Genomic DNA, 20,146 nt, shown 5'->3' with positions numbered 1-20,146 from the left:
CGGGTCGCGAAGGCCCACCAGCCATCGATCGAGACCCGAACCGAAAATTTTTGGAAGGACCACGACATGACCCCCGCCACCACCGTCAAGGCACCCATCCCCGCCGGCACCTGGACCATCGACACCGTGCACTCCGCGGTGAACTTCTCCGTGAAGCACCTCATGGTCAGCAAGGTCCGCGGCAGCTTCGACACCTTCTCCGGCACCATCACCGTCGACGAGAACGGCACCCCCGCCGTCCAGGCCGAGATCGACGTCACCTCGATCAACACCCGCAACGAGCAGCGCGACGGCCACATCAAGTCCGCTGACTTCTTCGACGCCGAGAAGTACCCGAAGGCCACCTTCGGCTCCACCGGCGTCCGCCAGAACGGCGACGACTACCTCCTCGACGGCGACTTCACCCTCAAGGGCGTCACCAAGCCCGTCACGCTCGAGCTCGAGTTCGAGGGCACCAACCCCGGCATGGGCCAGGGCGCCGTCGCCGGCTTCGAGGCGAAGGTCGTCATCAACCGCAAGGACTTCGGCATCGACATCGAGATGCCGCTCGAGGGTGGTGGCGTCGTCGTCGGCGACAAGATCACCATCACGCTCGAGATCGAGGCCCTGCAGGCCTGATCCGCACGATCCCCGATGGACCGGCACCGTGAGGTGCCGGTCCATTTGTGATTTCGACACGCCGTGTGGCCGCTTCGCGTCCGCGTGGCGGCTCAACCAGCGGGATGGTCGGCTCTCCCTTGGGTAGGCTTCGGGGAACGCCGTCAGGCAGGAGAAGCCGATGGGACGACCACGCCGGACCCGTCGTGGTGTGCCGTGGACACGTCTGCGCCGACGCACCGCGGGTTTCTTGTGGGGCACCTCGACGGTTCCGAGCCCCCGGGGATGGGCCCGGATCGGCCCGCCCATGCGCAGCAAGATCGCCCTGCACGCCACCGTCACCGCGATGACCGCCGTGATCGCCAGCAATACGGTGATCGGCGTCGAGACCTTCTTGCTCGTCCAACTCGCCTTCAACGGCGGCCAACTCACCTTCGACGAGACGCTGGGCGCGCCGAATTTTCCCGTGGTCGTGGGTGCGATCATCGTCGGCATCCTGACGAATCTGCTGCTGGGGATGCTGGCGGTCCGGCCCCAGCTGCGCTGGTTCATCAGCTGTCAACCCGCCGACCATGCCCGTCGACGCGCCGTACAGCGGATACCGATCGTGCAGCTCGGAGTCACGGTCGTCTCCTGGAGCGCCGCGGCGCTGTTCTACGTGTTCATCGCCGAAGAGCTCACGACCGCGACGGTCGCCGGAGTCGCGGTCGCCTTCGCGCTGGCCGGTATGTCGAGTGCCTGTCTCACCTATCTGTTCGCCGAACGCGCGGCCCGCCCTCTGGCCGTCGTCGTCCTCGAGGACTTCCCCACGAACCACGTCATGAACGGTGTGCGCGTGCGGATGCTGGCCGTGTGGGCGGTGAGCTCGGCGGTGCCGATGGTCGGTCTGTTGACGGTCAACGCGGGGCGCTGGACCGGTCTGCTGCCCGATGTCCACGGCGCGGTCGACTGGACAACCGTGATCCTCTGCCTGGTGGGCCTCGCATCCGGAGCCCGTGTCATCGCGCTTGTGGGACAGGCGATCACCGATCCGCTGACGGAGATGCGCCGGGCGGTGCACCGCGTGGACCACGGTGACTACAAGGCTCGCGTGCCCGTGTACGACTCCTCGGAACTCGGTGTGCTGCAACACGGTTTCAACAGGATGGTCGAGGGTCTCGCCGAACGGGACCGCATGCGTGAGATATTCGCGCGACACGTCGGCGACACCGTGGCCGAGCTCGCGATCTCCGACGGTGTCGGCATGCACGGCACCAACACCCGCGTCGGCGTCCTGTTCGTCGACATCGTCGGATCGACGGGGCTGGCGCAGCAGCGTAGTCCCGACGACACCGCCGCCCTGCTCAATGCCTTCTTCAGCATCGTCGCCGACGTCGTCGATCAACATTCCGGCTTCGTCAACAAATTCGAGGGCGACGCCGCGCTCGCCGTCTTCGGCGCGCCCGTCGAGATCGACGACCCCGCGGGCGCCGCGCTCGGCGCCGCCCGCGACCTCGCGGACCGGCTCGCCAGCAGCCTCGACATCCGTTGGGGGATCGGCGTTTCCTACGGGGAGGCGTTCGCCGGCAACATCGGCGCCGAACGACGCTACGAGTACACCGTCATCGGCGACCCGGTCAACGAGTGCGCTCGGCTGTCCGACATGGCCAAGACCGGACGCATCCCGGCTCTGGCCAGCGGCGCGGCCATCGACGCCGCCGGCGAGGAAGCGCAGGAGTGGAAGCTGCTCGGCACGCGGATCATGCGCGGGCGTTCCGAGCCCACCGCCTTCCATGCGCCGATCGAACTCGTCGAGCGGTTGGGGACGTCGACCAACCTCATCGCGGAATTGCTACGGCCCGCACGTCGCATCGTCGGCGCCAACCCGTTGCGGCTGACCACGTTCTTCGGCGGGTGAAGCCTTCGCTGCGCTCGGCGGAAGAGATGAATCGTTGACGCCGTCCCTATGCGTCAATAGCGTGGGCCGCACGGTCCCGGTTAGGTTGCCGGGCATGACGACGCATCCCAGGGGGTCGCGATGAGTGGTTGGACGACAGCGGACGTGACGGACCAGACGGGCCGGACGTTCGTGGTGACCGGTGCCAACAGCGGACTCGGGTATCAGACCGCGAAGGTGCTCGTCCGCGCCGGTGCCGAGGTGGTGCTGGCGTGCCGCAACACTGCCAAGGCCGATGCTGTGGCGTCGGAGCTGGGGCCGAAGGCGACCGTCGCCAAACTGGACCTCGCCGACCTCGAATCCGTGCGCGCCTTCGCCGCCGGGGTGACCGGCGCCGACGTGCTGATCAACAACGCGGGACTGATGGCGGTCCCGTTCCGACGCACCACCGACGGTTTCGAGATGCAGATCGGCACCAATCATCTCGGCCATTTCGCCCTCACGGCGCTGCTGCTGCCGAAGATCACCGAACGGGTGGTCACCGTGTCGTCGACGATGCACCAGATCGGCGACATTCAGCTCGACGACCTGAACTGGGAACAACGCCGCTACCGGCGCTGGCGGGCCTACGGCGACTCCAAGATGGCCAACCTGATGTTCGGCAAGGAGCTCGCCGCACGGCTGGCGGCGGCCGGGTCGTCGAAGAAGTCGTTGATCGCCCATCCGGGTTACGCCTCAACGGAATTGCAGGGCAGGACCGAGAACTTCTCCGACTTCTTCGCGAAGCTGGGCAACAAGCTGCCGATCGCCCAGCCGGCGGCCGACGGGGCGCTGCCTCAGCTGTACGCGGCGACCCTGCCGGATGCGAAATCCGGGACGTTCTACGGGCCGACGCAGTTCTTCGGGATGCGCGGCGCCCCCGGACGTAGCGGGTACAAGAAAGCTGCCGACGACGTCGACTTCCGGGCAGCGCTGTGGGAGGAATCGGAGCGGCTCACGGGGGAGAAGTTCGACGTCGGGGCCGCCGGCTGACGGTTGGAGTCACCGCGTCGTCCGTTCCCATGAACGGACGAATGATGTTCGAGATAAAAAACTTCGGACGCTGCATGCCTTAGATTCTCGCCATGACTCTCTCGAAACGTTCCTTGCGCGTCGTCCTGGCCGGAGGGGTATGCGCCGCTGGCGCGGCCCTGTCGACTCTCGCTGCCCCGCCGGCGTCGGCTGAACCCACCGGTTGCGTCGCCGGGGCGGCCGTCGTCGTCGCCGCGTCCTACTGCAGTGGCGGTACGGGGGAGCATCGGGTGCAGGCTGCATGTCTGGACTCGACCATGGTCGCGACACTCACCAACGCAAACGGCCCCTGGCGCGCACCGGGGCAGCTGTCGGTCGTGACCATCGGCGCTCAGACGAACGTCGGGAAGTGCATACTCCCGGCTATTGCGATCACGGGCGTGCGGTGATCCTGGCGCGCACCCTGGTTGCCGGCGCCCTGTGCGTCGGCGGCGCCGCGCTGGCGACGGTGGCCGCGGCGCCGGCCTCGGCCGAACCCACCGGTTGCGTGGCGGGGTCGGCGATCGTCGTCTCGGCGTCGTCCTGCAATGGTGGTACCGGTGAGCACCGGGGTGGAGGCGGGCTGCATCGTTCCGTCGCTCGCCGCCACGACCTTCGGTGCGTACGGGCCCTGGAGAAGCCCTGGCCAACTGTCGGTCGTGACCATCGGGGCGCCCACGCGAGCGGGGGAGTGCATTCTCCCCATTCAGGTCCTCGTCGGGGTGCGCTGAGGCGACTACTGCACGCTGAACGCGATGCTGTTCGACGCGCCCGAGATGGTGTCGGTGACGCGGATCGTGAAATCGCCTGCGCCCTTGAAGAAGTAGGACTTCACCGCGGTGCAGTCCTGGGTCTTGAACAGCGAGGCCTGCTTGGGGACCTTGGGTCCGGACAGGCGGACCTCCATACGGCACTCGTTGCCGTCGACGATCGGCCCGGCGTCGATGATCGAGTTCCAGCGCACACCCAGACGCGAGTTCTTCGGATAGGTGTTGGGCACGACGGCCGCGGTGTTGTTCGGTGTGTACACCCAGACGTTGATCGACTTGATGCCGTTCGGTGCGCCGGGGCGGCCGAGCTTGCCGTAGTGCGTGACCTTGTCGCCGCCGGACGAGCCGAGCGCGGCGCTGCCGGAGTCGAGGCTGCCGCTCGCGCTCCCGAAGAGTGTGTCGAGCGGGCTGGCGGTCGCCGGTGCGACGGGCAGCGCCAGTGCGGCGGTGGCGAGCAGGGCGGCGGCGATACGGGTGCGCTTCATCGACTTCTCTCGGTCCCTCACGGTTTATAACGAAATGATTAAAGCATGAGGATCGGCGTGTGCGTAGGGTCACTTCGTCGGTCGCGCCACCTCCGCTGGTTGAGCCGGCCCCGAGCGGAGCGAGGCGCCGAGTCGAAGCCACTTGGTGACCTCGACGGGCGCGGCGTTCTCGCTGCGCTCGGTCGACGCTGCTCGGCCAGCGGAGGGCGAATCAGGTCACCACACTCCAGGCGGCCTCAGTTGAATGCTGATACGGGCGCCGACGCCGCGCACCTTGGGAACCGCGTGCTCCCAGGTGCGCTGACAACTGCCGCCCATGACGAGTAGGTCGCCCGACGACAGCGTGAATTTCAGTGACCGACCGCCACCGCGGGGTCTGAGCATGAGTGGCCGAGGTGAACCGAGCGAGATGATGGCGACCATCGTGTCGTGTGTGGATGCCCGGCCGATGCGGTCGCCGTGCCACGCAACCGAGTCGTTGCCGTCGCGATAGAGGCTGATCCCGGCAGTCGCGAATCCCTCCGGCAGTTCGTCGCGGTAGTGCTCGGTCAGTGCGGCGCGTGCGCCGGTGATGATCGGGTCGGGGAATCGGTCATCGGCCTGGTAGATCGAGACGAGCCGCGGAACCTCGACCACCCGCTCGTACATACGACGACGCTCGGCCCGCCAGGGGACGCACTCGCGGAGGCGGTCGAAGAGGTCGTCGGCTCCACTGATCCAACCGGGACACAGGTCGACCCACGCCCCGTCGGTGAGTGGACGACGCGAGATTGATGTCGATAGGTCGCCGAGCGTCGGCTGCGCTGACTGCTCAGAGAACAACGAGCCCTGGGTGCCGAGAGACATGACTTCAGGCTACACCCAGATCGCACGTGTGTTCGAGTGCTTTACCTAGGATTCGTGCGCGATAGTTCCGGAAGCAGGTCGAACCGTCCTGCGACGAGGGCGGACCGTTTCGCGCGAGACCAGCCGTGGAGTCGGCGCTCGGCCGCGTAAGCCTCGCCGATGTTGGGGAACTCCTGCTGGAATACGAGCCGGACGGGCCGACGAGGACGTGTGTAGCGCGAGCCGTTTCCGGTCTGGTGCTGGTCGACTCGATGCTCGACGTTCCGAGTGCTCCCGACGTACAGCGTGCCGTCGGAACATTCGAGGATGTAGAGGAAGCCACTCACGACCTGACTGTCGAGGATTGCTGCGACGAATCGGTCGATGTCTCCACAGCCAGCGGATCGTGGCGAGTCTGTCCCCAGGGTCGTTGGCAGGTTTCGCGGATCGGTCGCCAAGTGGCTTCGACTCGGCGCCTCGCTTCGCTCGGTGCCGGCTCAACCAGCGGGGGTTGGCCGAGCGTCGCGGGGAGGTCGCGTGCGTTGAGGTCACTTCGCATGATCGGTCGCCAAGTGGCTTCGACTCGGCGCCTCGCTTCGCTCGGTGCCGGCTCAACCAGCGGGGGTTGGCCGCCGCTGGCCGAGCAGCGTCGACCGGGCGCGGCGCGGACGCCGCGTGCGTTGAGGTCCCTTCGCATTATCGGTCGCCAGGTGGCTTCGACTCGGCGCCTCGCTTCGCTCGGTGCCGGCTCAACCAGCGGGGGTTGGTCGAGCGTCGCGGGGAGGTCGCGTGCGTTGAGGTCACCTCGCATGATCGGTCGCCAGGTGGCTTCGACTCGGCGCCTCGCTGCGCTCGGTGCCGGCTCAACCAGCAGTGGATGGTGCCGGCTCAACCAGCTGGCGTGTCGGGTCAGCCGGCGCGAGTGGCGTCGGAGACCGGCGTGATCGGGAGGCGCAGCGCGCCGGGCGCGTGGGCGGGGACCGTCGGGTGGTGGGGCTCCACCGGCTGGACGGGCCGGTACGCCGCACCGAGCTCGGGCCGCGGGTCGGCCTCGCCGGCATTGGGCCACATCGCCAGGGCGCGTTCGGCCTGCGCGGTGATGGTCAGCGACGGGTTGACGCCGAGGTTGGCCGAGACGGTCGCGCCGTCGACAATGTGCAGCCCCGGGTGGTTGAACACCCGGTGGTACGGGTCCACCACGCCGTCGGCCGCCGAGCGTCCGATCGAGCAGCCGCCCAGGAAGTGGGCCGTCATCGGGATGTTCAGCAGGTCGACGATGGAACCGCCGGCGTCGCCGTCGATCTCGCGTGCGACGGCGCGCACCGCCTCGTGTCCCTCCGGGATCCACGTCGGCGGGGGATCGCCCTCGCCCTGCCGGCTGCGCAGCATCGGGCCGAAACGACCTCGGCGCGAGAACAACTCGAGCGAGTTGTCGGCGGTCTGCATGACGAGTGCGATGATGGTGCGCTCCGACCAGCGTCGTACCGAGAGTCCGCGAAGCGTGATCACCGGGTGACGGACCATCTCGATCAGCGCCTGCAGCAGTCGCGGCAGCGGACCGCCACCGTCGACGAGAATGGCCTGCAACATGCCGATGAGGTTGCTGCCCTTGCCATATCGCACGGGTTCGATGTGCGTGTGGTCATTGGGGTGGAACGACGACGTGATCGCGACACCCTCGGTGTAGTCGATGTCGAGGTCGCGTGCGGTGGCGGCCAGGACCGCCTCGGAGTTGGTGCGGACCACCTTGCCCAGGCGCGACGACAGCCCGGGCAGGTGGCCGCCCTGCTGCATGTCCAGCAGCAGCTTGTTGGTGCCGTACGTCCCGGCGGCGAACACCACGTGATCGGCGGTGAAGGTGCGGCGCCCGCGGCGCGACCAGCGTCGGCCCGACCGGTGCGACTCCACGACGTACCCGCCGCCCGAACGCGGCCGGACGGTGTCCACGGTCGTCATCGGAATGATCTCGGCACCGGCCTGTTCGGCCAGGTAGAGGTAGTTCTTGACGAGCGTGTTCTTCGCTCCCACCGGACATCCCGTCATGCAGGCGCCGCAGTCGGTGCACCCGGTGCGTGCCGGGCCGGCGCCGCCGAAGAACGGGTCGTCGACCGTCTTGCCCGCCTCGCCGAAGAACACGCCGACCGGGGTGTGGACGAAGGTGTCGCCGACTCCCATCTCCTCGGCGACCTTGCGGATCACGCGGTCGGCGGGCGTCACCTTCGGATACGTGGTCACGCCGAGCACGCGTGAGGCCTGGTCGTAGTACGGGTCGAGCTCGGATGCCCAGTCGGTGATCGATCCCCAATGCGGGTCGTCGAAGAACGTCGGCAGCGGACGGTACAGGGTGTTCGCGTAGTTCAGCGATCCACCGCCGACGCCCGCACCGGCCATCACGAGCACGTCGCGCAGCAGGTGCATGCGCTGCACCCCGAACAGTCCGAGCGCGGGTGCCCAGACGTAGTCCTTGAGGCGCCAGCTCGTCTTGGGCAGCTCGCCGTCGGAGAAACGCCGACCGGACTCGATGACCGCGACGCGGTAGCCCTTCTCGGTGAGTCGCAGGGCCGCAACCGATCCGCCGAAACCGGAGCCGATGACGATGGCGTCGTAATGGTCAGGGGTGGAACTCACGGTGCGACGGTCCTCTCGGTGTCGGATTCGGTGGCGTCGGATGCGGCGTCTGATCCGGTGGTGACTGCCTGGTCGACGGGTGCGGCGGGGATCGCGGCGTCGAAGCGGTGGTCGGTGGGTTCGAAGGACGACATCATCCGGCGGAAGTCGCTCGTGAACTTCGGCCACATCACCGAGTTGCGACCGGTGGAGTCGAGGTACCAGCTCGAGCAGCCACCCGAATTCCAGACGGTGCGTTCGAGTTCGGGATCGAGTTCGGAGTTGTAGCGGTCCTGTGCATCCTCGGTGACCTCGAAGGTCGACCGGCCGCTACGCGAGAGTTCGGCGAGTGCCTTGCTCATGTAGTACGCCTGCGGCTCCAGCATCAGCACGATCGAGCTGTGACCGAGATTCGTGTTGGGGCCGTACAGGAAGAACAGATTGGGGAAGCCGTGGACCTCGACCCCGCGGTAGGCGCGCGGCGAACCCTTCCACGCGTGGGCCAGCGTGCGGCCGTCGCGCCCGGTGATCGCCGACGCGATGGGCGGCTCGGTGGGGGTGAACCCGGTCGCGAAGACGACCGTGTCGACCTCGTGCTCGCGACCCTGGTCGTCGACGGCACCGCGTGCGGTGAGGCGGGTGATCGCGCCGGTGACGGTCGCGTTGTCGCGCTGGAGGGCGGGGAACCACTTGTTGGTCAACAACATCCGCTTGCAGCCGATGGTGTAGTCGGGGGTGAGCCGACGGCGTAGCGCACGGTCGCGGACCTGGACACGCAGCTGGGCCAGCGCGATGGTCTTCGCGATCGGCAGCAGCTTGGGATTGCGGGCCATCATGAGGACGTAGGCCTCGCGATAGGTCCACACCATCCGCCGGACCAGTCGGTGGATACCGGGAACCCGACGATAGAGCGCGCGTTCGAGGGTGCCGATGTTGCGGTCCAGACGCGGGACGACCCAGGCGGGGGTGCGCTGGAAGACCGTGAGATGCCCGACCTCGTCCACGATCTCGGGCACGATCTGGATCGCCGACGCGCCGGTGCCGACGATCGCGACGCGTCGACCGCGCAGGTCGTGGGAATGATCCCAGTCGGCGGAGTGGAACATCGTGCCGGTGAACTCGTCGGCGCCGGGGACGGTCGGCAGGCCGGGTTCGGACAGGGCGCCGGGCGCGGCGACCAGGTAGCGGCACCGGATCTCACCGTCGGTCGTGTCGACGACCCACTCCTGCGTGCCACCGTCCCAGCGCGCCGACGTCAGCGCGCAGTTGTATCGGATCTGATCGGCGAAATCGACTGCGACCGAGCGTAGATACCGATGGATCTCGTCGCGACGCCCGTAGGTGTGCGACCACTCCGGGTTCGGCGCGAACGACAACGAGTACAAGGACGTCGGGACGTCGCAGGCCGCGCCCGGGTAGTCGTTCTCGCGCCAGACACCACCCGCGCCGTCGCCGCGCTCGATCGCCAGGGTCTGCAGCTGCGGATGGTCCTTTCGCAGACGATGCAGGGCGGCGAGGCCGCCGAATCCGACACCGACGACGAGGACGTCGACGCGCCGGGGCAGCGTGTCCTGCTGCGCGAGGGTCGGACTGGGTTCAGTCATGAGACAGGAGTTCCTTCCATACGGGCAGGAGTCGGTCGAGCAGCGCGCGGTCGGCGTCGGGCGAGCGCAGGATGCGCGACACCGCGAGTCCGCGTGCGAGTTCGATGGAGAGTTCGAGTTCCGCGGCGGTGTACCGGTCGCCGAACAACTCGGCACAACCGACGGCGAGGGCGTCGGAGACCTGTTGTTCGAGCGAAATGATCGCGGTTCGTAGCCCGACGTCGCAGCGGGCGGCGACCCACAACTCGAGAGCGGCGTCGAACAGCGGACCGCTGAACGCCTCGACGAGGATCTCGAGTCCCTCGTCGCCCGTGCGGGGCCGCGACAGGATCTCTGCCAGCCGGCGTTCGACGAGGTGCCCGACCGCGGCGACCACCAGTGATTCCCGGGTGGGGAAGTGATGCAGGAGCGCCCCGCGGGAGATGCCGGCGCGGCGGTTCACCTCCTGCGTGGTGGTGGCTGCGTAGCCGACGTCGACGAGGGCGTCGACGGTCGCGTCGAGGATGAGCGCACGGGTGGTCGCGGTGCGTTCGGCCTGCGTACGACGACGTGGGGCTCGGGTGGGCTCGGTCACGTCAGCGACGATAGCACAAACAGTCCGGACTGCTTGTAAGTTTCGGAAGAGTTTTCCACCGGTACGTTGGACCTCATGCGATTCGGACTCTTCATTCCCCAGGGCTGGCGTCTCGATCTCGTGGGTGTGGAACCCGCGGACCAGTGGGGGGGATGTCGTCGGTCGCCGACCGCGCCGAGTCGGGCGGCTGGGACTCGATCTGGGTGTACGACCACTTCCACACCGTCCCGCTGCCCACCGACGAGGCCACGCATGAGGCGTGGACTCTCGTGGCCGCCCTGGCCGCCACCACGAGTCGGGTCGAGATCGGCCAGATGTGCACCGCGATGGGTTATCGCAACCCGATGTACCTCGCGAAGGTCGCCGCCACCGCGGACCTGATCTCCGGCGGTCGCGTGCAGATGGGCATCGGTGGCGGCTGGTACGAACACGAATGGCGTGCATACGGTTACGGATTCCCGTCGGCGGGTGAGCGGCTGGCGCGGCTCGACGAGGGCGTGCAGATCATGAAGCAGGCCTGGGAGACCGGACGGGCGACGCTCGACGGCAAGCACTACAACGTCGACGACGCCATCTGCGCCCCGCAGCCCACGGCCGGGCGGCTGCCACTATGGATCGCCGGCGGCGGGGAGAAGAAGACGCTGCGTATCGCGGCCAAGTACGCCGACTACACCAACTTCGACGGCACGCCGGACGGGTTCGCGCACAAATCGTCCGTCCTGCAACAACATTGCGCCGACCTCGGACGCGACTTCGCGTCGATCACCCGCTCGGCCAATTACAACGTGATGCTCGGCGAGACCGAGGCCGACGTGGAGCGCAAGCTCACCGACCTCGAAGCCCGGCTGAGCAAGATCGTCGGGCCCGACGCTGCCTCCGGCAGTTTGGGCGCGTTCCGGGGGATGCCCGCGGTTGGGACGCCTGAACAGGTCGCCGAGAACCTTCGCGGGCTCGCCGACGCCGGGATGTCCTACGGGATCTGCTACTTCCCGAACATCGCCGTCGACCGCGAGGACCTCGAGATGTTCGAGCAGCGGGTGATCCCGGCGCTGCGCTGAGCCGCATTGCCCCGCCCGCTGGCCGAGCCTCCTTCCGCTGGCCGAGCTTGTCGAGGTCACCAAGTGGCTTCGACTCGGCGCCTCGCTGCGCTCGGTGCCGGCTCAACCAGCGGGGGTGGTCGCCAAGTGGCTTCGACTCGGCGCCTCGACCTCGACGCGCTCCTTCGTCGCTTGCTCGGCCCGGCGGCTGCGCTCGGTGCCGGCTCAACCAGCGGGGGTGGTCGCCAGGTGGCTTCGACTCGGCGCCTCGCTGCGCTCGGTGCCGGCTCAACCAGCGGGGGTGGTCGCCAGGTGGCTTCGACTCGGCGCCTCGACCTCGACGCGCTCCTTCGTCGCTTGCTCGGCCCGGCGGCTCCGCTCGGTGCCGGCTCAACCAGCGGGTGTCGGGGCCGGCTCAACCAGGGGGGGCCGGCTCAACCAGCGGGGGTGGAGTCACAACCGGCGCAACCGCTCGGCGGCTTCGGCGATCACCTCGTCGCGTTTGGCGAAGGCGAACCGGAGCATGTGGTGCCAGGGTTCGCGGTCGTCGGTGAACACACAGACCGGCACCGCGGCCACGCCGATGCGTTCGGGCAGCGTTCGGCAGAACTCGATGCCGTCGTCGACGCCGAGGGGACGAGGGTCGGCACAGACGAAATAGGTTGCCTCGCTACGGTGTACGACGAAACCGGCGTCGGACAGCGCGGTCGAGATCAGGTCGCGTTTGGCCTGCAGCCCCCGCGCCGACTCGCGGACCCAGTCCAACTCGTGCTCCAGCGCGTGTGCCACCGCGGGTTGGAACGGCCCGGAGCCGACATAGGACATGTATTGCTTCGCCGTCCGCGCCGCGCCGACGAGCTCGGGCGGACCGCTCACCCAGCCGACCTTCCAGCCGGTGCAGTTGAAGGTCTTGCCGGAGCTGGAGATACGCAGCGTGCGTTCCCGCATACCCGGTAGCGCCGCGAGCGGGGTGTGCGTCCGTCCGTCGAAGACGAGGTATTCGTAGACCTCGTCGGTGACGGCGATGACGTCGTGCTCGACGCACAGCCGTGCGATCTCGGCGAGGTCGTCGGTCGACAGCACGGTCCCCGTCGGATTGTGCGGGCTGTTCACCACCACCATCGACGTCTTCGGCCCGAAGGCCGCGGCGAGCCGCTCGCGATCAAGACGGAAGCCGTCGCCGTCGGGGACCAGCGGCACGACGCGCCGCACGCCCCCGGCCATCGCGACAGCGGCGGCGTAGGCGTCGTAGTAGGGCTCGATCATGATGACCTCGTCACCCGGCTCCACCAGACCGACGACGGCACCGGCGATCGCCTCGGTCGCGCCGACCGTGATCAACACCTCGCGGTCGGGGTCGTAGTCCAGGCCGTACCGGTCACGCTGCTGCCGCGCGACCGCGTGCCGCAACTCCGGCACACCGATACCCGGCGGGTACTGATTGCGACCGTCACTGATGGCTTCGCGCGCGGCATCGAGCATCGATGCCGGCCCGTCGGTGTCGGGAAAGCCCTGTCCGAGGTTCACGGCGTCGTGCTCGACGGCCAGCGCCGACATCTCGGCGAAGATCGTCGTGGTGAACGGACGCAGGCGGTCGACTGTCCGGTTCGCGGATGACATGTTCCCACAGTGGCACAGGTCCTCTCTTCAACGGTCGCGGTGGGCGCTGCGGGGGTGACAGACTGACCCCAGTCGCCGACACGGGTGAGGAGGAGCGATGCCGCGCAATCCCGGCGAGCACTTCGCCGGCTACACCATCATCCGACTCGTCGGCCGGGGTGGCATGGGCGAGATCTACCTCGCGCGGCATCCCCACCTGCCGCGGAACGAGGCACTGAAGGTGTTGCCCGCCGATCTCAGTCGCGACCCGATGTACCGGCAGCGGTTCGTCAAAGAGGCCGAGCACGCGTCGAGCGTCGTCCACCCGTCGATCGTGACGATCTTCAATTCCGGTGAGTACGACGGCCACCTGTGGATCGCGATGGAGTACATCGACGGCATCGATGCGCTGAAGCTGCTTCGGCAGAACCCGCGGGGACTCGACACCGCGACGGTGATCGCGATCGTGCGCGCGGTGGGCGCCGCGCTCGACCGGGCCCACGCGACGGGGCTGCTTCATCGCGACGTCAAGCCGGCCAACATCCTGCTGCAGGGCGCGGGTGGTCCGGAGCCGCGCGTGTTGCTCGCGGACTTCGGGATCGCCAAGTCGGAGCAGGACGTCAGTCATCTCACCTGGACCAACGTCTTCCTCGGCACCGTCGCGTATGCCTCACCCGAACAGTTGCTCGGCGATCCGGTCGACGGTCGCGCCGACCAGTACGCGCTCGCGGCCACCGTCTTCGAACTGCTCACCGGGCGGCCGCCGTTCCAGGGTGCCGGCACCGCCTCGATCATCGCCGGCCACCTGCAGGCGATGCCGCCGCGACCGTCCACCCTGCGTCCGGGTATTTCGGGCGATGTCGACGCGGTGTTCGGTCGCGCCCTCGCGAAAGAGCCGGACCGCCGGTACGGGTCGTGCCGCGACTTCGCCGTCGACCTCGAACGCGCGCTCACCGTTCCTCAGCTGTCCAAGGAGCCGACGGTGCGCGCGCCGTCGCCCGTGCCGCCGGTTCCGGCGGCCCCGCCCGTTCCGGTGAACCCCGTGTCCTATTCCCAAGGGCCGCAGCAGTATTCGCCGTATCAGTCGCAGCCGGGGACCTACCCCGGCGGGTTCCCCTCGCAGGGTGGCTACGCGCCACCACCGAAGAAGCGGTCCGGGCTGCTGATCGCACTGGGGTCGCTCGCGGCCGTCCTCGTGCTCGCGATCGCGGCCGGGGTCGTCTACGTCGCGACGCAGGTGTCGAGCGCCCCGACCGCGAGCGACACCTCCACATCGCGGTCCACCACGGCCGCTGGGCCGCAGACCCCGACCTCCGGTGCCGGCACGTCTGCTCCCCGCACCACCGACTCCTCGACGTCGGCGGTCAACGGACCGGGGGACGTGCAGGTCGGCGAGTGCATCGGCATCGCGACCGACTCCGGGTCGGCGACGAGCGTGAACGCGTCGAAGGTCGACTGCGACTCGGCCGGTCTCAACTTCTACACCGCGTCGAAGATCGCCGCGTCGTCGTCGTGTGCGAGCCCGCAGAACTCGACGCTCACCTTCCCGGGTAGCTCCGACAAGGTCTGTCTCACACCGAATTTCTACGAGGATCTGTGCTATCTGGTGCCGCTGTCGGGCGGCTCCCTCGCCGACTACCGGGAAGCCTCCTGTACGAGCGCCGCAACGGCGCAGACCGTCCTCGCCCGTGTCACGACGCGGTCGGATGCGTCGGTGACTTGCGCGGGCGAGGAGACGACATGGGTCTTCTACGAGCCGGAGTCGATCGGGTACTGCCTCGTAGAGATCTGACCCTTCGTGACGCGCCCTCCGCAAGCTCCGGGCGCTCCTCAGGGAGCAGGGGGCAGGTCGTTCTTCCGGATCAGGGAGCGGAAGGTGAGGCTCCTCCGGAAGCACGGGGTCAAGTAGCACTTCAGGTGCTACCCTGCAGGAATGAGGACGATCGGTATCCGCGAGCTCAGGCAGCACGCCTCGCAGTATCTGGCGCAAGTCGAGGCCGGGGAAGAGTTGGCCATCACCAACCGAGGCCGCACGGTTGCGCGGTTGGTCCCGGTGTCTGCGGGGGAAAGAAGTAGAGACGCGCTCATCGAGGCCGGGATACTCGTGCCGGCCCGCCGTGCGGGCGGCATAACCGGGCTGCACCCCGAGACGTTGCCGACGCGCGCGCTCACTGAAGTCCTCGACCAGGTTCGCGAGGATCGTTGATCTATCTCGACACCTCAGCGATGGTGAAACTCGTGGTGCGCGAGGCCGAGACCGCACCGCTGATCGAGTGGTTCGCGCTGCGTCCAGGGGTCCCGACGGTGACGAGTGCGCTGGGACGAGTCGAATTGATGCGCACCGCGTTGCGTGATGGCAGCCCGGGCCTTCATGAGCGAGCGCGTGATCTCCTCGATGCTCTGGACGTGATCCCGCTGAGCGCCGCCGTCATCGACATCGCCGAATCGATCGGCCCGTCCTCGCTGCGCTCGCTCGACGCCTTGCACTTGGCCTCGGCAACCGTGATCCGCGCCGAGATGACCGCGTTCGTCGCCTACGACCAGCGACTCACGGCGGGTGCGTCTGCGCTCGGTTATCCGGTGGTCGCTCCAGGCGCCGAGTTGTGACTCAGCCGGCTGAACCCTCACCGATCGTCGGGCCGAGGAGGTCGTCGGCGTCGGTGATGCGGTAGGCGTATCCCTGCTCGGCGAGGAACCGTTGGCGGTGCGCGGCGTAGTCGGCGTCGAGGGTGTCGCGCGACACCACCGAGTAGAAATGCGCCTGTCCGCCATCGCGTTTCGGGCGCAACAGCCGGCCGAGGCGCTGGGCCTCCTCCTGGCGTGACCCGAACGTCCCCGACACCTGCACCGCGACCGACGCCTCGGGGAGGTCGATGGAGAAGTTCGCCACCTTGGACACGACAAGGGTCTGCAACTCGCCGGAGCGGAACCGGTCGAACAGGACCTCGCGTTCCTTGTTCTTCGTCGAGCCCTGGATCACCGGGGCGTCGAGTTCGCGGCCCAGTTCCTCGAGCTGATCGATGTAGGCGCCGATGATCAGGGTCTGCTGACCCCGGTGCTTGTCGAGGATCGCCTTGACCACGTTGACCTTGGTGTGGGCCGTCGAGCAGAGCTTGTACTTCTCCTCGGGTTCGGCGACCGCGTACTGCAGGCGTTCCTCGTCGGTCAGGGTCACCCGGACCTCGACGCAGTCGGCCGGGGCGATCCAGCCCTGTGCCTCGATGTCCTTCCACGGGGCGTCGTAGCGCTTGGGTCCGATCAGGCTGAAGACGTCGCCCTCGCGGCCGTCCTCGCGGACCAGGGTCGCGGTGAGGCCGAGTCGACGACGCGATTGCAGGTCGGCGGTCATCCGGAAGACGGGTGCGGGGAGGAGATGGACCTCGTCGTAGATGATCAGACCCCAGTCGCGGGAGTCGAACAGGTCGAGATTCTTGTACTCGCCCTTCGACTTCCGCGTCATCACCTGGTAGGTGGCGATGGTGACGGGACGGATCTCTTTGCGCTCGCCCGAGTACTCGCCGATCTCTTCCTCGGTGAGCGTCGTGCGTGCGATGAGTTCACGTTTCCACTGGCGGCCGGCGACCGTGTTGGTCACCAGGATCAGCGTCGTCGCGCCGGCCTTGGCCATCGCCGCCGCGCCGACCATCGTCTTGCCGGCACCGCAGGGGAGCACCACCACGCCCGAGCCGCCGGCCCAGAACGAGTCGGCTGCCATCTCCTGGTAGTCACGCAGCTGCCAGTCGTCCTGGGCGAGGTCGATGGCGTGGGCCTCGCCGTCGACGTATCCGGCGAGGTCCTCGGCCGGCCAGCCGACCTTCAGCAGCACCTGCTTGAGGCGACCCCGCTCGGACGGGTGGACGATGACCGTGTCGTCGTCGATGCGGGCACCCAGCATCGGGGCGACCTTCTTGTTGCGCATCACCTCGATGAGGACGGCCTGGTCGAGGCTGACGAGGGTCAGCCCGTGGGCGGGATGCTTGACCAGTTGCAGCCGACCGAACCGGCCCATGGTGTCCACGACGTCCATCAGCAGCGGCTGGGGCACCGCGTAGCGCGAGTATGTCACGAGTGCGTCGACGACCTGTTCGGCGTCGTGACCTGCGGCGCGGGCGTTCCACAGTGCGAGGGGGGTGACCCGGTAGGTGTGGACGTGCTCGGGGGCGCGTTCGAGTTCGGCGAAGGGTGCGATCGCCGCGCGCGCCGCCGCGGCGTCGGGGTGATCCACCTCGAGCAGCAGCGTCTTGTCGGATTGCACGATCAGGGGTCCATCGGTCACCCGCTCCATTGTCCAGATCGCACCGACGATTGTCAGCGTCGGGCCTGCGCTGTGACGAGAGTGACCCCGGCGAAGTCAGAAGACGGGGATGCCGAGCTTGCGGCGGACCCGCAGGTCGATGATGTTGAGCCGGAAGATTCCGCGCAGTACGGGTGCCACCAGTGGGTCGACGCGGCGGAAGCCGGCGAGCGCCCGCTGATAGCGGCGTTCGTCGCGTTCGGTCCACCGCCACCGCATCATCGTGCGGAACTCCGGCGGCAGCCCGGCCTTGATCGCGTAGGCGAGCGACGGCCCGATCGTGGCGTGGAGCAGCGTGCCGAGCTTTCCGACGCGGTACTCCAGGAAGGACAGGTCGGCGAGGCTGCGGAGCTCGTCGCGCACCGGGTCGTCGATGCGCAGTGAGGACAGTTCGGCGTTCCAGTAGACGAGCAGTTCGTCGTAGGTCGCCGGCCACTTGTCCCGGGGAACGTTGAGTGCGGTGCCCAGCGGGTGCGCCTCGGTGAGCACCATCTGCTTCTCCTCGGCGCTCAGCGGACCATAGAGCAGTTCGTACTGGTCGATGAAGTACTTGAGCAGACACACCGCGACCCACAGCTGCAGACGCGAGTCGTTCCCGCTGTAGCGGACGGGACTCGACTGGGTGGAGTACACCTGGTCGTGGATGCGGCCGACGGCCTCGTGGATGTAGGCCTTGTCGTCGTCGGAGCCCATCAGTGCGACGGCGAGGAATGTGCCGGTGGTGCGCCCCCGTTTGATGGGTCGCTTGATCGCATTGCCCGACGGCACACGGCTCTCGTGGACGCCGTACCCGACCTTCGGATTGGCGAGCTGCATGATCACGTTGGTGCCGGCGAGAGAAGGCCCGATGGCGGTGACCAGATCGACCGGCCGCTTCACCCGGCGACGCTTCGGCGCGGGTTTCATCCGCGCGACGAGGTCGTGCTGGTAGGTGTCGGCGACGAGGCCGAGATGTTCGCGAGCGGGGAGTTTCGGTGCCGCGGTCATACCCGAGGCTACCAAGGATGAGACGTCTTTCACAGGATGTCTCTACCCGCTGGACTCAGGCGTCGAGCAGCTCGACGCTGGTGAGGCGGTGCAGCGAGAACCGTTGCTCGTCATTACTGCCCTCCTCGACGGCCACGAGCTGGCCGGCGCCGAGGATCTTCGGGGTCACCACATGCCGGCTCGCCGATCCCTGTGCGTCGACGTATCCCACGCGCAGCCTGCGGTTGGCGCGCAGTGCGAGCTGGATGAGCGCGGTGGCGGATTCGCCTCCGCCGCTCGCCCGCACCGGGGTCGTCGTGACGGCGCCGCGCACCGGGGTCGCCGCCGCCGCCCGGTCGGTCGAGCGGATGCGGGTCACCACCGACCGCAGCTGTGCCTCCGACGGCGCGTTCCGGCGTGGCTGGGCCTGCCGACGTGCCCGTGACACCGAAACCCGGCTGCCGCGTTCGCGGAGGTCGACCAGGGCTCCGGACGAATCTTCGCCCGCCGGAGCGAATCCCGCCGCCCGCAGCTGATCGATCACGTCGCGGACCTCCGACGGCGACACCGCGACCGTGGGGGCCAGCGCGCGAAGCGCGAGCGGTTCGGCGGCTGCGCTGCGCAGCACGGCGGCGAGCACCGTCGGGTCCTCGCAGCGGATGAACGCCGACGCGACGCCCACGCGCAACTGGCCGTGGCGTCGTGCGACGTCGTCGATGAGATACGTGAGTGACTGTGGCACCGGGGTTCTCGAGTGTTTCGTGAACATCGAGAGCAGTTCGTTGCTGCTGCGGCCCGCGTCGAGCGCTCGGCGCACGCTCTCGGGTGAGACCCGATAGACCGATGCCGCACCGCCCGATTCCAGATCGGCGACGAGCTCCACCTGTTCGGCGAGTTCGGGCGTCATCGGGCCGGGGACGGTCAGCGTCAGGTCGGCCTGGGTCAGGAAGTGGTCCACCGGTTCGGGCAGGGCTTTGCGCATCGCGGCGAGCACCGCCGCGTCGACGTCGGCGGGGTCGGAGTCCGGTGACTCCTCGATGGTGTACGCACGACCGACGGTGGTCAGAGCGTCGTGCGCGACCAGGCCCAATTCCCGTGCCTCACGCAGGGTCTCGGCGACGACGCGGTGGCTGAAGCGCCGGATCTGACGGGGGCGGTGCCAGTGCAGGTTCGCGAGGAGGGTGTCGGCGGGGACGCCCACCGCGGGGTCGGCGTGGGCGAGGGTGGACAGGATGAGCTGACGCTGCACCGGGGCGTACGCGTCGTGGAGGTCCGAGCCCAGCGTCGGCAGCGCGTTGCCGTCGCGATCGGGTTCGCCGACCTGCCAGGCGCGGCGCGGCATGTGCATCCAGGCGTCGGCCAGCGCGAGCCACTGGCGTTCGCGCGGTTGGTGCAACCAGGTGTCGGCGGTGGAGGTGGGCGCGAAGGACTGCTCGCCGGAATCGTTGGGCGGCGGGGGATCCGGGAAGCCCGCGTCGATGAGCCGGAGATAGGCGGCGAGTTCGACGAGGAACGCGACCCGCTGTGTCTCGAGACCGGTCAGCTTCGCCAGACGACGGAGCTCGCGGACGCCGAGCGCGCCGGAGCGGAGCACCGCCGCCGGCGTCGCGCCGAGGACCGCGATCAGCTGGGTGAGGTGACGGATGAGTTCGAGTGCCTCGCCGCCGGCTGCGGCGTCGACCGCCTTGGCCCCGAAACGTGGCTTCGCGCCGGGTTCGTGGAGCGGTGGCGGCTCCAACACGTCTGTGCGCCAAGCAGGTTCCTCGCGGAGCACGGCGCCCACCATCGGCGGTAGCTCGACGGTCTGATCGTCGATGCGCGCGAGGAGGCCCGACGAGATCAGTCGGGCGACCGGGGAGGAC

At 68.3% G+C, this 20,146-nt stretch carries 17 protein-coding genes and 1 pseudogene; 8 read left to right on the top strand and 10 right to left on the bottom strand.

The window, feature by feature from the left end; genetic code table 11:
* Positions 1–66 precede the first annotated feature (66 nt).
* The 4 genes from M4D77_RS16370 to M4D77_RS16355 all read left to right on the top strand — a co-directional run bounded on the left by M4D77_RS16370 (position 67) and on the right by M4D77_RS16355 (position 3,933).
* On the top strand, positions 67–618 hold the full coding sequence (locus M4D77_RS16370) for a YceI family protein (RefSeq protein ID WP_259936705.1): 552 nt from the start codon (positions 67–69) through the stop codon (positions 616–618).
* A gap of 160 nt (positions 619–778) precedes the next feature.
* Complete coding sequence (locus tag M4D77_RS16365) at positions 779–2,494, top strand: adenylate/guanylate cyclase domain-containing protein (protein WP_068970691.1); 1,716 nt, start codon at positions 779–781, stop codon at positions 2,492–2,494.
* A 120-nt stretch (positions 2,495–2,614) separates the two neighbouring features.
* Complete coding sequence (locus M4D77_RS16360) at positions 2,615–3,505, top strand: oxidoreductase (RefSeq protein WP_259936704.1); 891 nt, start codon at positions 2,615–2,617, stop codon at positions 3,503–3,505.
* Positions 3,506–3,597: 92 nt separating this feature from the next.
* Positions 3,598–3,933: a hypothetical protein gene (locus M4D77_RS16355; RefSeq protein WP_259936703.1), complete on the top strand. Its 336-nt coding sequence runs from the start codon at positions 3,598–3,600 to the stop codon at positions 3,931–3,933.
* Between the two features lie 326 nt (positions 3,934–4,259).
* Here M4D77_RS16355 and M4D77_RS16350 read toward each other — a convergent pair whose 3' ends face one another.
* The 6 genes from M4D77_RS16350 to M4D77_RS16325 all read right to left on the bottom strand — a co-directional run bounded on the left by M4D77_RS16350 (position 4,260) and on the right by M4D77_RS16325 (position 10,388).
* A complete protein-coding gene (locus M4D77_RS16350) occupies positions 4,260–4,778 on the bottom strand; it encodes a hypothetical protein (protein WP_259936702.1) in 519 nt (172 codons plus the stop codon).
* 216 nt (positions 4,779–4,994) lie between these two features.
* On the bottom strand, positions 4,995–5,624 hold the full coding sequence (locus tag M4D77_RS16345; protein WP_205334210.1) for an alpha-ketoglutarate-dependent dioxygenase AlkB: 630 nt from the start codon (positions 5,622–5,624) through the stop codon (positions 4,995–4,997).
* Between the two features lie 41 nt (positions 5,625–5,665).
* Positions 5,666–5,950 carry a GIY-YIG nuclease family protein gene (locus tag M4D77_RS16340; protein ID WP_259936701.1) on the bottom strand — a complete coding sequence of 95 codons (285 nt, stop codon included), beginning with the start codon at positions 5,948–5,950 and terminating at the stop codon, positions 5,666–5,668.
* Between the two features lie 562 nt (positions 5,951–6,512).
* Positions 6,513–8,231: a GMC family oxidoreductase N-terminal domain-containing protein gene (locus M4D77_RS16335; protein ID WP_137810543.1), complete on the bottom strand. Its 1,719-nt coding sequence runs from the start codon at positions 8,229–8,231 to the stop codon at positions 6,513–6,515.
* Positions 8,228–9,814 (bottom strand): NAD(P)/FAD-dependent oxidoreductase, encoded by a 1,587-nt coding sequence (locus M4D77_RS16330; protein ID WP_259936700.1) that lies wholly within the window; start codon positions 9,812–9,814, stop codon positions 8,228–8,230. The genes M4D77_RS16335 and M4D77_RS16330 overlap by 4 nt, the downstream gene beginning before the upstream one ends.
* A complete protein-coding gene (locus tag M4D77_RS16325; RefSeq protein WP_259936699.1) occupies positions 9,807–10,388 on the bottom strand; it encodes a TetR/AcrR family transcriptional regulator in 582 nt (193 codons plus the stop codon). Before M4D77_RS16325 ends, M4D77_RS16330 begins: the two co-directional genes overlap by 8 nt.
* Positions 10,389–10,463: 75 nt before the next feature.
* Here M4D77_RS16325 and M4D77_RS16320 point away from each other — a divergent pair.
* Positions 10,464–11,446, top strand: a pseudogene (locus tag M4D77_RS16320) (LLM class F420-dependent oxidoreductase).
* A gap of 432 nt (positions 11,447–11,878) precedes the next feature.
* On the opposite strand, the gene M4D77_RS16315 reads toward M4D77_RS16320, so the two are convergent.
* The gene (locus M4D77_RS16315; protein ID WP_259936698.1) at positions 11,879–13,045 is read right to left on the bottom strand and encodes a pyridoxal phosphate-dependent aminotransferase; all 1,167 of its coding nucleotides are present in this window, start codon (positions 13,043–13,045) and stop codon (positions 11,879–11,881) included.
* Positions 13,046–13,142: 97 nt separating this feature from the next.
* Between M4D77_RS16315 and M4D77_RS16310 the strand changes: the two genes are divergently transcribed.
* The 3 genes from M4D77_RS16310 to M4D77_RS16300 all read left to right on the top strand — a co-directional run bounded on the left by M4D77_RS16310 (position 13,143) and on the right by M4D77_RS16300 (position 15,631).
* A complete protein-coding gene (locus tag M4D77_RS16310) occupies positions 13,143–14,816 on the top strand; it encodes a serine/threonine-protein kinase (RefSeq protein WP_259936697.1) in 1,674 nt (557 codons plus the stop codon).
* Positions 14,817–14,957: 141 nt separating this feature from the next.
* Positions 14,958–15,230: a type II toxin-antitoxin system Phd/YefM family antitoxin gene (locus M4D77_RS16305; protein WP_068970595.1), complete on the top strand. Its 273-nt coding sequence runs from the start codon at positions 14,958–14,960 to the stop codon at positions 15,228–15,230.
* The gene (locus tag M4D77_RS16300; protein ID WP_137810536.1) at positions 15,227–15,631 is read left to right on the top strand and encodes a type II toxin-antitoxin system VapC family toxin; all 405 of its coding nucleotides are present in this window, start codon (positions 15,227–15,229) and stop codon (positions 15,629–15,631) included. The genes M4D77_RS16305 and M4D77_RS16300 overlap by 4 nt, the downstream gene beginning before the upstream one ends.
* Before the next feature lies 1 nt (position 15,632).
* Here the strand turns inward: M4D77_RS16300 and M4D77_RS16295 are convergent, their stop codons facing one another.
* From M4D77_RS16295 to M4D77_RS16285, 3 genes are all read right to left on the bottom strand, one after another.
* Positions 15,633–17,300 (bottom strand): DNA repair helicase XPB, encoded by a 1,668-nt coding sequence (locus M4D77_RS16295; RefSeq protein ID WP_321179980.1) that lies wholly within the window; start codon positions 17,298–17,300, stop codon positions 15,633–15,635.
* A 75-nt stretch (positions 17,301–17,375) separates the two neighbouring features.
* Entirely contained in the window at positions 17,376–18,305 is a 930-nt protein-coding gene (locus M4D77_RS16290; RefSeq protein WP_259936696.1) for an oxygenase MpaB family protein, read from the bottom strand.
* A 55-nt stretch (positions 18,306–18,360) separates the two neighbouring features.
* The coding region (locus tag M4D77_RS16285) for a helicase-associated domain-containing protein (RefSeq protein ID WP_259936695.1) at positions 18,361–20,146 on the bottom strand (1,786 nt) is incomplete at its 5' end.

It is taken from the genome of Gordonia sp. p3-SID1431, from assembly GCF_025143765.1.
Taxonomy (GTDB): Bacteria; Actinomycetota; Actinomycetes; order Mycobacteriales; family Mycobacteriaceae; genus Gordonia; species Gordonia hongkongensis.
The sequence above is the reverse complement of the archived record's forward strand: the minus strand, read 5'-3'. Positions and strand labels throughout refer to the sequence as shown.

Excerpts from the sequence above, each read along its gene's own strand:
- M4D77_RS16305 (WP_068970595.1), top strand. The coding sequence starts at position 14,958 with ATGAGGACGATCGGTATCCGCGAGCTCAGGCAGCACGCCTCGCAGTAT.
- M4D77_RS16310 (WP_259936697.1), top strand. The coding sequence starts at position 13,143 with ATGCCGCGCAATCCCGGCGAGCACTTCGCCGGCTACACCATCATCCGA.
- M4D77_RS16365 (WP_068970691.1), top strand. The coding sequence starts at position 779 with ATGGGACGACCACGCCGGACCCGTCGTGGTGTGCCGTGGACACGTCTG.
- M4D77_RS16370 (WP_259936705.1), top strand. The coding sequence starts at position 67 with ATGACCCCCGCCACCACCGTCAAGGCACCCATCCCCGCCGGCACCTGG.
- M4D77_RS16345 (WP_205334210.1), bottom strand. The coding sequence starts at position 5,624 with ATGTCTCTCGGCACCCAGGGCTCGTTGTTCTCTGAGCAGTCAGCGCAG.
- M4D77_RS16315 (WP_259936698.1), bottom strand. The coding sequence starts at position 13,045 with ATGTCATCCGCGAACCGGACAGTCGACCGCCTGCGTCCGTTCACCACG.
- M4D77_RS16360 (WP_259936704.1), top strand. The coding sequence starts at position 2,615 with ATGAGTGGTTGGACGACAGCGGACGTGACGGACCAGACGGGCCGGACG.
- M4D77_RS16330 (WP_259936700.1), bottom strand. The coding sequence starts at position 9,814 with ATGACTGAACCCAGTCCGACCCTCGCGCAGCAGGACACGCTGCCCCGG.
- M4D77_RS16290 (WP_259936696.1), bottom strand. The coding sequence starts at position 18,305 with ATGACCGCGGCACCGAAACTCCCCGCTCGCGAACATCTCGGCCTCGTC.
- M4D77_RS16350 (WP_259936702.1), bottom strand. The coding sequence starts at position 4,778 with ATGAAGCGCACCCGTATCGCCGCCGCCCTGCTCGCCACCGCCGCACTG.
- M4D77_RS16355 (WP_259936703.1), top strand. The coding sequence starts at position 3,598 with ATGACTCTCTCGAAACGTTCCTTGCGCGTCGTCCTGGCCGGAGGGGTA.